The sequence below is a fragment of the Glutamicibacter soli genome, assembly GCF_003309065.1.
GTDB classification, from domain to species: domain Bacteria; phylum Actinomycetota; class Actinomycetes; order Actinomycetales; family Micrococcaceae; genus Glutamicibacter; species Glutamicibacter soli.
This window is the reverse complement of record NZ_POAF01000002.1, coordinates 607,053-620,519: the sequence shown is the minus strand read 5'-3', so window position 1 is coordinate 620,519 and position 13,467 is coordinate 607,053. Positions and strand designations below refer to the sequence as shown.

The 13,467-nt window shown below is 67.2% G+C and carries 13 protein-coding genes and 1 riboswitch; of the genes, 8 read left to right on the top strand and 5 right to left on the bottom strand.

The window, feature by feature from the left end; translation table 11 throughout:
• Positions 1 to 55: 55 nt before the first annotated feature.
• On the bottom strand, positions 56 to 322 hold the full coding sequence (locus C1H84_RS06380) for a hypothetical protein (RefSeq protein ID WP_113606884.1): 267 nt from the start codon (positions 320 to 322) through the stop codon (positions 56 to 58).
• A 15-nt stretch (positions 323 to 337) separates the two neighbouring features.
• A riboswitch (SAM riboswitch) is annotated at positions 338 to 451 on the bottom strand.
• Between the two features lie 74 nt (positions 452 to 525).
• A complete protein-coding gene (locus C1H84_RS06375; protein WP_146955931.1) occupies positions 526 to 1,125 on the bottom strand; it encodes a DinB family protein in 600 nt (199 codons plus the stop codon).
• Between the two features lie 201 nt (positions 1,126 to 1,326).
• Here C1H84_RS06375 and C1H84_RS06370 point away from each other — a divergent pair, with 201 nt between their 5' ends.
• The 3 genes from C1H84_RS06370 (at position 1,327) to C1H84_RS06360 (ending at position 4,128) form a co-directional block, all read left to right on the top strand.
• Positions 1,327 to 1,890 (top strand): helix-turn-helix domain-containing protein, encoded by a 564-nt coding sequence (locus C1H84_RS06370; protein WP_053797390.1) that lies wholly within the window; start codon positions 1,327 to 1,329, stop codon positions 1,888 to 1,890.
• 148 nt (positions 1,891 to 2,038) lie between these two features.
• Positions 2,039 to 2,464 carry a hypothetical protein gene (locus tag C1H84_RS06365; protein WP_113606882.1) on the top strand — a complete coding sequence of 142 codons (426 nt, stop codon included), beginning with the start codon at positions 2,039 to 2,041 and terminating at the stop codon, positions 2,462 to 2,464.
• A gap of 134 nt (positions 2,465 to 2,598) precedes the next feature.
• Positions 2,599 to 4,128 (top strand): APC family permease, encoded by a 1,530-nt coding sequence (locus tag C1H84_RS06360; RefSeq protein ID WP_113606881.1) that lies wholly within the window; start codon positions 2,599 to 2,601, stop codon positions 4,126 to 4,128.
• Between the two features lie 66 nt (positions 4,129 to 4,194).
• On the opposite strand, the gene C1H84_RS06355 is transcribed toward C1H84_RS06360, so the two are convergent.
• Positions 4,195 to 5,703 (bottom strand): PucR family transcriptional regulator, encoded by a 1,509-nt coding sequence (locus tag C1H84_RS06355; protein ID WP_113606880.1) that lies wholly within the window; start codon positions 5,701 to 5,703, stop codon positions 4,195 to 4,197.
• Positions 5,704 to 5,784: 81 nt separating this feature from the next.
• Here C1H84_RS06355 and C1H84_RS06350 point away from each other — a divergent pair, with 81 nt between their 5' ends.
• From C1H84_RS06350 to C1H84_RS06340, 3 genes are all read left to right on the top strand, one after another.
• Positions 5,785 to 7,140: an aminotransferase class III-fold pyridoxal phosphate-dependent enzyme gene (locus tag C1H84_RS06350; protein WP_113606879.1), complete on the top strand. Its 1,356-nt coding sequence runs from the start codon at positions 5,785 to 5,787 to the stop codon at positions 7,138 to 7,140.
• Positions 7,141 to 7,356: 216 nt separating this feature from the next.
• Entirely contained in the window at positions 7,357 to 8,346 is a 990-nt protein-coding gene (gene speB / locus C1H84_RS06345) for an agmatinase (protein ID WP_047118304.1), read from the top strand.
• Positions 8,343 to 10,007, top strand: coding sequence for a thiamine pyrophosphate-binding protein (locus C1H84_RS06340; protein WP_113606878.1), 1,665 nt, complete (start codon positions 8,343 to 8,345; stop codon positions 10,005 to 10,007). Before speB ends, C1H84_RS06340 begins: the two co-directional genes overlap by 4 nt.
• An 86-nt stretch (positions 10,008 to 10,093) precedes the next feature.
• Here C1H84_RS06340 and C1H84_RS06335 read toward each other — a convergent pair whose 3' ends face one another.
• Positions 10,094 to 10,312, bottom strand: a complete 219-nt coding sequence (locus tag C1H84_RS06335) for a hypothetical protein (protein ID WP_146955929.1) — start codon at positions 10,310 to 10,312, stop codon at positions 10,094 to 10,096.
• A 67-nt stretch (positions 10,313 to 10,379) separates the two neighbouring features.
• Positions 10,380 to 11,249: an inositol monophosphatase family protein gene (locus C1H84_RS06330; protein ID WP_244910826.1), complete on the bottom strand. Its 870-nt coding sequence runs from the start codon at positions 11,247 to 11,249 to the stop codon at positions 10,380 to 10,382.
• Positions 11,250 to 11,350: 101 nt separating this feature from the next.
• On the opposite strand from C1H84_RS06330, the gene C1H84_RS06325 reads away from it, so the two are divergent.
• Positions 11,351 to 11,857 (top strand): MarR family winged helix-turn-helix transcriptional regulator, encoded by a 507-nt coding sequence (locus C1H84_RS06325; protein WP_113606877.1) that lies wholly within the window; start codon positions 11,351 to 11,353, stop codon positions 11,855 to 11,857.
• Complete coding sequence (locus tag C1H84_RS06320) at positions 11,850 to 13,409, top strand: MFS transporter (RefSeq protein ID WP_220124882.1); 1,560 nt, start codon at positions 11,850 to 11,852, stop codon at positions 13,407 to 13,409. The genes C1H84_RS06325 and C1H84_RS06320 overlap by 8 nt, the downstream gene beginning before the upstream one ends.
• Positions 13,410 to 13,467 lie beyond the last annotated feature (58 nt).

The following is a 13,467-nucleotide window of genomic DNA, read 5'->3' as shown; positions in this document are numbered from 1 at the left end:
CACGAGGATGACTCTCCTACGGCTTGGGATTTCTCAACGAAACCCGGGATTCTGTTCAGCCTCTCAGTTTAGCCAGCGAGATGGTGCCGGGGAATTTGGCAAGCCTAAAAGCAAGGCTGCGCCCATCGGGCTGCCCGGCGGACGCCACGAACACCACCAGCTCGCCCGCCGCGGGATCGAAGACCGGGCGCCGGGAGGAACGGGTGATCAGCCGCTCAAGGTGCGCCGGGTCTGCAATGTAGCGGGTGTACCAGCGGTCCTGCACGGTGAACTGCACCTGTCCGGTCTGCAGATCGATGATGGGGAGGATGGAAAATGCCATGACACGACAACTCTCGCTGAGCTCTTGCCCGCGCATCGGTCGATGCCCGGACCGCTTCTTCATCCGAACCACCCATGAACCTGGGGTTGGTGCGCGGCCAGTCGGAGCTTGGCGCCGCGTCTCGTGAAGCAACAGTGTCGATGCTACCGCCGCAATATTAAGTCGTGAAGTTTCATTCCGTAATATGAACTCCGCGCGAAGCCCTAGTCGGAGCCTCGCTTGGACTGCGCGGTCTGCTGCAGCCGGTCGCGCTGCTCCTGCCATTGCCGGGGTGTGTAGTCCGGCAGGTTCGGCACTTCCGCGCGCAGCCCGACCTGCCCGTCCAGCAGCTCGCGGACGATGTCCAGATGGCCTGCATGGCGCGAGGTCTCTGCGATCATGTGCACCATGAGATGTTCCAGGGTGGTGTGCCGGTGGCGGACCCACCAGGGGACTTCGGCCGGGGAGGCGAGCTCCAGCTGGTCGAACCCGGCCTCGGCGAAGGCGATGGCCCGCTGGTAGAGCTCGATGACCTGCTGCGCGCTGGCATCGGCTGGCGGAATGAAATCCGCCTGCGGGTCGTCGATGTCCAGCAGCTGCTGGAGGTAGGAGTCGTTGACCGGCCGATTGAGGCACGCACCGAAGTAGCCGTACTCGGTGATCGCCAGGTGGTGCACGACGCCCAGCACGTGCGTGCCGGTGGGGGTCATGGGTTGGCGGGCCAGCTCCTCGCTGAGCTGCCCGCTTTTGAAGATGACTGCCTGCCGCGCGTCGTTCAGGTATTCGCGCAGCCTGGCCACGGTGCTGTTCGGGGTGTCGTCCATGGACCGAGTGTAGATGCAGGCCACGGTTCGGGGAACCCGCTTCAGGAAATGGGAAGCCACCGAAGCCAAGGTGTCATATTCTCCCGTTCCGGTTGGCCGGAAGTTGCGTATTGGTAAACTGGGGACGCAGAGCGGCCGGCAGAAGTACACTCCCGCGGTCGCTGCCTATCCTTCGAGTGAACAGGTCCAGGTGCCCCACGGATGAAAGCTCTGCCCGTCGAACCCTCAGGCTCGTCAATCAACATCGGAGCACGGCTGCGCGGCGTCCGCCAGCAGCAGCACATGACGATCGACCAGGTCGCCGAGCTTTCCGGGTTGACCAAGGGGTTTCTTTCCCGCGTCGAACGCGACTTGACCAGTCCGTCGGTCTCCACGCTGCTCAAGCTCTGCGAGGTGCTGGGGATCGAGGTCGGGACCCTGTTCGAAGTACCGGACACGACTTTGGTGCGACTGGGGGATGCGCCGCGCATCTCGCTGGGAGGCTCGGGCATCACCGAGAAGCTGGTCACCCCGCGCGGCGAAAAGCGCGTCCAGGTCATTCGCGCCGAAGTGGAACCCCGGGGCAAGGGGGAGAACGAACTGTATTCGGTGGATTGCGAGCTCGAAGTGCTGCACGTGGCCTCCGGGGTGTTCACGCTGGTGCTACCCGAACGGGTGGTCGAGCTCGCTGCGGGGGACACCATGACCTTTCCGGGGCGCGAACCGCACAGCTGGGAAAACCCCGGCGATGAACCTGCCGTGGTGCTCTGGACCCTGATTCTCTGAGTCTGTGCAGTGGCTCCCGGTGTGGTGTGACTCCCCGGACAGAGCCTGCCGCGAAGAGGCGCCGCGTTCACGGCTGGCCACTGCACCGCGTATTCTTGGAATAGTGCCCGCCGACGCAGGCAGGCTAGTGAAGACAGGAAGGAGTGCAATGGCGACTGGTAAATCCACCGGAAGCGCGGAGTCCAAACCGCACGAATTGCGCTCCATCAGCTGGTGGGCTTCGGCCCTGGTCGGCATCCTGGTCGGATCGACCCTTGCGTGGCTGCGGACCCAGCGCAACTTCTTTTTCCTCGGCGCCGCCATTCTCGCGGTCGTCATCATCGTGCTGGGTGTGCGCACGATCCGCCGCCGGGCGCGGCATCCGGAAATGATGGAGGCCCGGACGTCCTGGGCCTACAACATTTGGGCTCTGGTCCTGATCGTCCTAGCCGGACCGGTGCAGCTGGTCTACGTTCCCGACGACATCAGCGAGCTCACCATCAAGTCGATCATCCTTTCGGTTGGATTCTGCCTGGGAATCCATGAAGTCGACCGCGCGATGGTCAAGGGTGCCACCTCGGCGAAAAAAGCCTGATCATCGGCCGGAAGGACGCCATCCCGCGCCGCGCTCTTTGGAACTTTTGACTTTCCCTTTGGTTTATTCGTCCAAGGATTTCTCCCCGCCTCTTTCGTAATGTGATCCACATCATTATTTTGAAAGGGGTTGCCATGACGCAAGCAGCGGCGAACCAGCAGGGCGCTGAGCCAGGACTCAAAAAGGTTCTCGGCAAGTGGGACGCACTGGCCATCGGCGTCGGAGCCATGATCGGCTTCGGCTGGGTGGTGCTCACCGGTGACTGGATCACCACCGCCGGCCCGATCGGGGCTTCGCTGGCCATGCTGGTCGGCGGCGGCATCATGGCGGTCGTCGGCCTGACCTACGCCGAGCTCGTCGCGGCCATGCCCAAGGCCGGCGGAGAGCACAACTACCTGCTGCGCGCCATGGGTGCCCGCTGGTCCTTCGCCGGGTCCTGGGCCATCGTCGGCGGCTACATCACCATCGTCGCCTTCGAAGCGGTCGCGCTGCCCAAGTCGGTGCAGTACATCTTCCCCAACCTCTCGCAGATCAAGCTCTGGGACATCGCCGGCTCCGAGGTCTACCTGACCTGGGCCCTCGTGGGTGTGCTGGGCGCCGTGGTGATCACCTGGATCAATATCCGCGGCATCAAGACCGCCGGCCTGGTGCAGACCTTCGTGGTGCTCTTCCTGTTCATCATCGGCGCGATGCTGCTCACCGGCTCCTTCGCCAGCGGCGAATCGTCCAATATGGAACCGTTCTTCGACAACGGGCTGGCCGGGTTCTTCGGGGTCATGATCGTAGTTCCGTTCATGTTCGTCGGCTTCGACGTCATCCCGCAGTCCGCCGAGGAATGCGACATCCCGCCGCGCAAGATCGGCAAGTACGTGGTGATCTCCGTGCTGATCGCCACCGCCTGGTACGTGATGGTGGTGCTGGCCACCTCCTCGGGCCTGGGCCCGGCGGCGATCGCCGGTTCCGAGATGGCCACCGCGGACGCCATGGGCGCGCTGTTCAACTCCGAGATCATGGCCAAGATCCTGATTGCCGGCGGCATCGCGGGCATCCTGACCTCGTGGAACTCGCTGCTCATGGGCGCCTCGCGCCTGATGTACGCCATGGCCACCTCCGGCATGCTGCCGCGTTGGTTCGCCGTGCTGCACCCGAAGTACCGCACCCCGCACCACGCGCTGCTGTTCATCGGCGGTCTGTCCGTGCTGGCTCCGTTCTTCGGCACCGCGATGCTCGGCTGGCTGGTCGATTCCGGTTCGCCGTCCATCGTCGTGGCCTACTTGCTGGTGGGCGTGGCCTTCCTGATCCTGCGCCGCCGCGAACCGCAGATGGACCGCCCGCTGCGCATCGGCGGCAAGGGCAACTTCGGCCAGGTGATCGGCGTGATGTCGGTGCTCTTCTGCGCCGGCCTGATCTCCCTGTACCTGCCGGGCATGCCGGCGGCCATCACCTGGCAGCCGTGGGCCCTGTTCGCCGCATGGTGGGTGTTGGGAACGTTCTTCCTGTTCCGGGTCCCGCGCGGCGTCCAGCCCGGCGAGAATGCCGAAGAGGAACTGCTGCACCTGCTGAGCATCCGCCAGCAGTCCAAGCTGGGCGCGATCGGACCCGACGGCGCGGCCGCCACCTCCCGCAGGGGGCGACGCCGGCAGGCAACCGACGCGAAACGCTAAAACCGACAGGAAAGCCCCGACCGGAAGGTCGGGGCTTTGCCGCGCCGCAGGGCTTGCCGGTCCGGCTCAGCCTTGGTTGCGGCGCAGCGCCAGCCAGAGCGACGCCGAGATATCCGGGTCATCCAGATCGATGCCCAGCAGGTCCCCGGCCACGGTGATGCGGTGGCGCAGCGAATTGCGGTGGATGCCCAGCGCGCGCGAGGCGTCCTCCCAATGCCCGCGGTGGCGCAGGTACTGGGTGACGGCCGACAGCAGGTCGGCACGGGTGTAGGCGGCCAGCGCCTCCACCCACGTCTGCGCGCTGGCGTCGAAGTCCGCCCCGGCGTCGCTCAGCTCCCCGGCCGGGGCGCCGGACAGCGCCTGGCGCAGCGCCGGAAGATTCGCCGGCAGCTCGGCCAGCGTGAGCGGGGCGGAGAGCACCGCACGCAGGCTCCGTGCGCTCTCCCTGGCCCCGGCGTCCGGTTCCTGCGCCGGGGCGGCAGGGGCCTTGCCCAGCTGGGCTTCGTCCAGCAGCAGGTAGAGCACCGCATCATCCGTGAAGCGCAACTGGCAGCGTGCCGCGGCATCCGCCACCGGAGGCAGCGCGGCGCTCGCCGGCAGCGCGCCGAGGGACTGGATTGCGGAGCGGGCCTCGGCCTCGTCGCCCACGGACAGCGCCAGGACCCTGACCCGGGAGGGCAACTCGTCCATGCCAGCCTCCTGGGCAACCAGCCGGGCGGATTCAGGCTGCCCGTGCAGCAGCAGCTTGGCGGTGGCTCCGCCCAGGGCCGCATTCGTGCTGACCATCAGCTCACGCTGGCGGGCGCGCAGCGAGAGCAGCATGCACACGGTCATGATGATCTGCCGGTCGGCCTTGGTCAGCGTGCGTCCCGAGCCCACCCCCAGGAAGCCGTGGATCCTGGTCCCGGCCAGGATCGGATACAGCACCACGGCCTGGCCGTTGATGCCGAAGGTGGACGCCGAGGGCATGCCGGTGCGCGGGAAACGCTGCGACTCCTGACGCAGCAGGGGCACGAAGCCCTGCGCGGAAGCGGGGTAAACGGTGGCCGGCTGCGGGTCGTCAGGGAGGAACGCGGCCCAGCCGCCCAGCGCCTGCGCCAGCCCGCGCACCACCGCGTTGATGGCATCGGAACGGATCGCGGCCCGCGCCAGCGCGGTCTGGGTACCCAAGGAGCTCATCAGGTTCACCGTGTCGTCCCTGGCCGAGAGCCGCCAATAGGCACGCGAAACGCTCTGGAAGGGCGCGCCGTCCGGAACGATGCCCAGTTCCACTCCGGTCTGCCGGCAGGCGTCGATCACGTGCTGCGGAACCGTGTCCAGCCACGGGCCGAGACCCAGGCCCAACGCCTTGACGTCCTTGTCCTTCAGCCGCTGCATGTAGGCCAGCGAGGCGGTGGCCGAATGGCCGAAGGGCATGCCGGTGGTCAGCAGCAGTTCGCCGCCCTCCAGATAGGTGGTGGGATCCTCCAGCTCGGAAATGTGCACGCCGGTGACCGGGGCGGCGCTGAAGGTGGTCGAATCGGCGGGGAAAAACTCGTTTCCGAGCTCTGACCCCAACTGCAGCAAGGTGATCATGGGTAAATTATCCAATCATTTACCGCTCGTTGGACATAAAAGCTAATGACGCGTGTCACATGGATTTCTATTGTTGGATGCATGACCGAAACTCTTGCGGCGCGCGACGCCGAAACGCTGACCCAGACCCGCTACCTGGCCACCGCCATTCCGGGACCGCGCTCCACCCAGCTACACGAGGAACGTGTGCAGCAGGTCAGCAGCGGCCTGGGCATCACCCTGCCGGTCTTCGTCTCCCGCGCCGACGGCGGCATCATCGAGGACGTCGACGGCAACCGCCTGATCGACTTCGCCTCAGGCATCGCCGTGACCTCGCTGGGCGCCTCCAACCGGCGGGTGGCGCAGCGCGTGGCCAAGCAGCTGGAAGCCTTCACCCACACCTGCTTCATGGTCACCGAATACGAGTCCTTCACCCAGGTCTGCGACTGGCTGAACCGCAACACCCCGGGCGACTTCGACAAGCGCACCGCACTGTTCTCCACCGGCGCCGAAGCCGTGGAAAACGCTGTCAAGATCGCCCGCGCCGCCACCGGCCGCGCCAACGTCCTGGTCTTCGACGAGGCCTACCATGGCCGCTCGCTGCTGACCATGGGCATGACCGCCAAGGTCAACCCGTACAAGCTGAACTTCGGCCCGATGCCGGAGCATGTCATCCGCGCCGCGTCGGCCAACCCGCTGCGCCCCGCTGTCGAGGGCGGCGTCGAGGCGGCGCTGGCCTCCGTGGAGGCAACGCTCATCGAGAACGACCCGGGCAGCTTCGCCGCCATGGTGATCGAGCCGATCCAGGGCGAGGGCGGCTTCATCGTCCCGATGGCCGGCTTCATCCCGGGCCTGCGCCAGCTGGCCGACAAGTACGGCATCGTGCTGGTCATCGACGAGATCCAGGCTGGCATGGGCCGCACCGGCACGCTGTTCGCCTCCGAGCACGAAGGTGTGGCCGGCGACCTGATCCTCACCGCCAAGGCGCTGGCCAACGGCGTCCCGCTGTCCGCGGTCACCGGGCGCACCGAGCTGCTCAACGCCCCGCACGCCGGCGGCCTGGGCGGCACCTACGCCGGCAACCCGCTGGCCTGCGAAGCCGCGCTGGCGGTCTTCGAGCAGTTCGAGGACGGCGGTCTGCTGGAAAACGCCCAACTGATCGAGCGCGTGGCCCGCGAAGTGCTGGAGCCGCTGCTTGAATCCACCGCTGTGGTGGCCCAGGTCCGCGGCCGAGGCGCCATGCTGGCGGTCGAGTTCGCCGACCGCGGCACCTTGGCCCCGCGTCCGGAGCTCGCCGCCGCCGTTTCCAAGGTCTGCCACGCCCAGGGTGTGCTGACCCTGACCTGCGGCACCCACGGCAACGTGCTGCGCCTGCTGCCTCCGCTGGTCATCGGCGAAGCGCTGCTGCGCGACGGACTTGAGGTGCTTGCGCAGAACATCGTCGAGCTGGCCGGCTAACCGCCCGCCGCTGGCCTGCGGACCGGCTCCGCCGCCCCTGACCGGGACGGCGGAGCCGGTCCCTTTTGTTGCGCCGGGAAGTTTCGGGGACTCCGGAGTTTCGCGGCGGCCAGCGCCTTGACGTGGCGCAGATCGCAAAATAGCATAATAGGAAACTGAAGTTTCATATTAGACAACTAGTTGCGGACTGGTCCGGGTTGTCGGAAGGATGCTCCCATGAAGGAAATCAGGATTGAAGAGAACGGCAACCTCGGTCCCATCAACGCGGCCCAGATTCCGCGTTATGCGGGTGCCGGCACCTACGCCCGCCTGCCCCGCCTGGACCAGGTGCAGCAGGCCGACATCAAGATCGTGGGCATCCCCTTCGACACCGGGGTCTCCTACCGTCCAGGGGCCCGCTTCGGCGCCAACCACGTGCGCGAATCCTCGCGCCTGATCCGCCCCTACAACCCGGCCACCGACACCTCGCCGTTCGCGCAGAGCCAGGTCGCCGACGCGGGGGACATGGCGGTGAACCCGTTCAACATCCACGAGGCCATCGAGACCATCGAGCACGAGGCGCTGGAACTGACCGCCGACGGCTCCACCCTGGTGACCCTGGGCGGCGACCACACCATCGCGCTGCCGCTGCTGCGCGCGGCCGCCCAGCGCGCCGGCGCCCCGGTGGCGATGCTGCACTTCGACGCGCACCTTGACACCTGGGACACCTACTTCGGCGCCGAATACACCCACGGCACCCCGTTCCGCCGCGCGGTGGAGGAAGGCATCCTGGACACCGAGGCCATCTGCCACGTCGGCACCCGCGGCCCGCTCTACGGCAAGAAGGACCTGGAGGACGACAAGCGCTTCGGCTTCGGCATCGTGACCAGCTCGGATGTCTACTACCAGGGCGTGCGCGAGATCGTTGACAAGCTGCGGGTGCGCATCGGCAACCGCCCGCTGTACATCTCGGTGGACATCGATGTGCTGGATCCTGCCCACGCCCCGGGCACCGGCACCCCGGAAGCCGGCGGCATCACCAGCCGCGAGCTGCTGGAGATCCTGCGCGGGCTGCGCGGGCTGAACATCGTCGGCGCGGACATCGTGGAGGTCTGCCCGGCCTACGACCATGCCGAGATGACCGGCGTGGCCGCCAGCCATGTCACCTACGACTTGATCTCCCTGATCAGCGACTTCCGCAGCCGTGGCGGGGTGAACGCCCGATGACCGCCGTACAGGACACCGTACAGGGCACCGCGCAGCGCAACGGCGGCGACCTGGTCATCGAGACGCTCACCGCGCTGGGCGCGAAAACCGTGTTCGGCATCCCCGGGCAGCACGCGCTGGGGCTTTTCGACGCGCTCTCGCGCTCTGAGCTGCACTTCGTCTCCTCGCGCGTGGAGAACAACTCCGCCTTCGCGGCCGACGGCTATTCGCGGGCCACCGACGAGGTCGGGGTGCTGTTCCTGTCCACCGGTCCCGGCGCGCTGACCTCGCTGGCCGGCTTGCAGGAGGCCTATGCCACCGGCGTGCCGATGGTCGTGATCGCCAGCCAGATCCCGCTGGACGGACTGGGCGCGCGCCGCAAGGGCATGCTGCACCAGCTCGACGACCAGAAGGCCTCGGCCGCGAACGTCACCAAGTTCCAGCAGACGGTGCACCACGCCTCCGGCATCCCCTCGGCCATCCAGGACGCCTGGGCCAGGGCTATCACGGTGCCCATGGGCCCGGTCTGGGTGGAGGTGCCGCAGGACGTATTGCTGGCCCCGGTCATGGTGCCTCCGGTGCGCGACGCCCTGGCCGAGGCCTACGAGCATCCGCCGCGCGTGGAACTCATCGAGGAGGCGGTGCGCTGGCTGTCCGAGGCCAAGCGCCCGGTGATCGTGGCAGGCGGCGGCGTGCGCCGCGCCAAGGCCCGGGCCCAGCTGCTCGAAGCGGCCCAGACGCTGCAGGCTCCGGTGCTGTGCACCCCCGGCGGCAACGGCGCCTTCCCCTGGGAGCACGAGCTTTCGCTGCAGTCCTGGGTGGAGGACCGCTACGTCTCCGAGGTCCTGGAGGACGCGGAAGTGCTGGTGGTCATCGGCTCCTCGCTAGGCGAGGTGTCAAGCAACTACTTCACCTTGGCCCCGCGCGGCCGGCTGATCCAGATCGACGCGGAACCGCGGGTGCTGGAGTCGAACACCCCGGCCCTGGGCATCCGCGCGGACGCCGGGGCGGCGCTGGACTTCCTGAACGCGCAGCTGCGCCGGGAAGGCTTCGCCGCCCGCGCCGAGTGGCGCGGGCGCAGCCCGCAAGAGGTCGTGGCCGACACCCTGGCCAAGGTCGAAGCCCGGCTGGATGCCCAGGACCTGGGCCTGGAGCGCCGTTTCATGGCGGACATCCGCGAGGCGGTTCCGGCGGATATGCAGACCTTCTGGGACATGACGATTTCCGCCTACTGGGGCTGGAGCTGCTGGGATTCGCGGCAGGGGCAGTTCCATTCGGCGCAGGGGGCCGGCGGCCTGGGCTTCGGCTTCCCGGCGGGCATCGGCGGGGCGATCGGCCTGGGCGAGCGGGTGCTGGCGGTCAGCGGCGACGGCTCGGCCATGTACTCCATCGCGGAGCTGGCCACCGCTAAGCAGCATGAGGCACCGGTGACCTGGCTGATCGTGGACGACGGCGGCTACGGCATCCTGCGCGAATACATGGAAGGGGCTTTCGGCAAGGCCACCGCCACGGAACTGGCCCGCCCCGACTTCGTCGCGCTGGCGAAGTCCTTCGGCGTCCCGGCCCGCGAGGTGCAGCCGCAGGATGTCGGGCAGGCGCTGCGCGAATCCTTCGCGGCGCAGGGCCCGAACGTCGTGGTGGTCAAGACGCTGCTGAAGATGTTCGCGCCGACCCACCTCTAGCGCCGAAATGCGGCCAGGGGCGGCACCCGTACGGGTGCCGCCCCTGGCCGCATTCTGCACTGTAATTGGTGTTCCCAGTATGGTGCTCAGTGCGTGAAATGGTAGACGATGCCGAACATCATCGTTGAGAAGCCCAGGCTGACGCCAATGAGCAGCGGCACCCAGTCCTGCGTGTGACTCTGGGATGCCAACATCACTGCGAAAGCACCGAAGAGAATCATCACTCCGATCCCTCCCAGGATCAACCCTCCGCCCCCGTGATGACGCACGGCGGAGTGTGCGTTCCGGTGGAATAGTGGTTCCATACTCGTATCGTACGACCGGGAATCTCGAATTCCGAGGGGTTTGCGAAAGATCTTTGGAGTTGTCAGATTACATCGCGGACCCGGTGGTGCGCAGTGCATGCATCCGCTCGGCCGCCCGGGACAGCGAGGGGTAGTCGGCGCCCGGCCCCTGGGCGATGAATCCCGGGCACAGGTGGTCCGCCGCCGGCTCGGATCCATAGCCCAGCCCCCGGTAGCTGCCGCCGGCCATGCGCACCAGATGCGCGCCGGCGGCTACGTCCCACACCTTGGTGTCGAACCCGATGGTCGCATCGCTCCATCCGGCGGCCACATGCGCCAGCGCCAGCGCGGCGGACACCTTGCGGCGTACCGTCGCGAAATCACGGATCCACCCGCCCAGCAGCTCCAGGGCCAGCGGGCCGTCGGCCTGAAGAGATTCGGCGCCGGGGTAGTCGGTCATCAGGTTCGCGCGCGCCTGCTCCGGACGCGCGGCCGGGCTCAGGACCTGCCCGTTGAGGTAGGCGTGGGACAGATCGGCGCTGAATTCGTCCCCGGAGACCGGGTCGATGATCGCCGCGGCGACCAGCCGGTCGTCGACAGCCGCCGCGATGGACACGCAGAAGAAGGCAATGCCGTGCACGAAGTTGCTGGTGCCGTCGATCGGATCCACGATCCACTGCACGGCGCCCGGCGCGGCGGTGCCGGCTTCCGTCTCGACCTGTTCCTCGCCCAGCACCCAGGAACCTGGAACCGCTGCACGCAGCGAACGGGTGATCAGTTCCTGGCTCTGCCGGTCGATCGCGGTGACCATGTCGTGGGTGTTGGTTTTCTCCTCCACCCGCACGCCGCCGCGGAAGGCGCCGCGCAGCAGCTCGGCGGCCTGCCTCCCGGCGGCCAGCGCGGCGCTTCTCAGGGTTTCGGCGGAGGATTCCAGGTGCGCTTCGGAAAGATCAATCACGACTCCAGCCTATCGGGAGTGAGACCCAGAAAACGTTGACCAAGGCAACTATCTAAACTTAGAGTTGAGTGGAACCCCCGAAGATAGGCAGGCGATATATTGTGCAGTGGCCAGTGAACAAGGCTCCGACCGAGCTGCTCGGACGCCTGCTGGACGAGCTGGCGCGGACCTCGCGGCTGCTGCGTTCCTTCTCGCACCTGGACCAGACCGATCCCGAAGTCTCCAACGCTTCGCACCATGTGCTCAAGACCCTGGACATGCGCCAGCCCACGCACGCGGCCGACCTCGCCAGCCATCTGGGCATCGGCACGGCGGCGATGAGCCGGCATCTGGCCGAACTGGAGCAGGCGGGACTGCTGGACAAGCGGCCCAGCGACCTGGACGCACGCCGCCAGGTCCTGTGGGTGACCGAAGCCGGCAGCGACCGGCTCGAAGCCCGGGCCCAGCTGCGCATCGAACGTCTGCGCCCGCTGCTGCCCGACTGGGACAACGACCGCCTGACCTTGATCGCCGACGCGCTGGGCGAACTGAACAACTCGATGATCCAGGGCATCCATGAACACCGCGAGCTGCAGGCCGAAGAACCGCGAAGCGGCTCGGATGGCTAACCGGACTCCGCGGGCCGCGGGCCCGACCGACCTGGCCGAGGCGGCCGCCGACACCCCGCAGATGACCCAGCGCGAGGTGCTGCGCTCCATCGCCGGCGTGCTGGCCTCGTTCTTTGCGGCGATGCTCGCCGCCACCATCGTCGCCATCGCGCTGCCCACCATCATGGACAAGCTCGGCGGATCGCAGACCGACTTCAACTGGGTTTTGTCCACCACCTTGCTGGCCAACGCCGCCACCACCCCGATCTGGGGGAAGATGGCGGACCTGTTCAACAAGAAGAAGATGCTGCAGGCGGGCATCCTGGTCTTCATCCTCGGATCCTTCCTGGCGGGCATGGCCTGGTCCATTCCGGTGCTGCTGGCCGCCCGCGTGATCCAGGGGATCGGCATGGGAGGGCTGACGGCCATGGGCATGGCGGTGATCGGCACGGTCATCGCCCCGCGCGAACGCGGACGCTACTCCGGGTACTTCGGCGCCGTCATGGCGGTGTCCACCGCGGCCGGCCCGCTGCTGGGAGGATTCATCGTCGACTCGCCACTGGGCTGGCGCTGGTGCTTCTTCTTCGGCATCCCGATCAGCGTGCTGTCCATGATCCTGATCCAGAAAACCCTCCACCTGAGCCACCAGAAGCGCAAGGTGCGCATCGACTGGGGCGGGGCGCTGCTGCTGACGTTGGCGGTCTCCACGCTGCTGATCTGGGTGTCCTATGTGGGCAAGGACGAGTTCTTCGCCTTCAACTCCTGGCAGACCTACACCATGCTCGGCGGCGTCGCGGTGCTCACCGCGGCCCTGCTGCTGGTCGAATCGCGCGTCGTGGAACCGATCATTCCGCTGAAGATCATCACCACCCGCACCACCTCGCTGGCGATCATCGCCTCCGTGGCGATCGGCGTGGGCATGTTCGGCAGCGGGGCGTTCATCGGGCAGTACTTCCAGATCGCCCGGGAAGCCACACCCACCGCGGCCGGGTTGATGACGCTGCCGATGATCGCGGGGAACTACTGCGGCTCCGTATTCTCCGGCCAGATGATCACCCGCTTCGGACGCTGGAAAATCTACCTGGTCATCGGCTCGCTGCTGAACGTGGCCGGGCTGGGCCTGCTGGGCTGCATGCACCACGGCACCGAGTACTGGATCCTGGCCATCGGCATGTTCCTGAACGGCGTGGGCATGGGCTTCATGCTGCAGAACCTGGTGCTCGCGGTGCAGAACACCGTGAAGGTCACCGACATCGGCGCGGCCAGCTCCTCGGTGGCGTTCTTCCGTTCCGTGGGCGGTTCCGCCGGCGTCGCGTTCCTCGGCGCGATGCTCGCCACCCAGGTGGCCTCCCTGGTCTCCGAGGGCCTGGCGAAGCTGGGCGTTGACACCTCGAAGGGCGGTTCCGGGGACTCGCTGAACCTGTCGGGCATGCCGCCGGCAGTGCGCGGCGTGGTCGAATCCGCCTACGGGGAAGCCACGGGACTGGTCTTCCTGGTCTCGGCAGCGGTCGCGGCCATCGCCTTCATCTGCATCCTGTTCATCAAGGAAGTCCCGCTGCGCAAGACCATCTAGGACCCGCGCCGGGACGCTCCCGTTCCGGCGACCACCGCAGAGCCCTTCCGAACCGGGC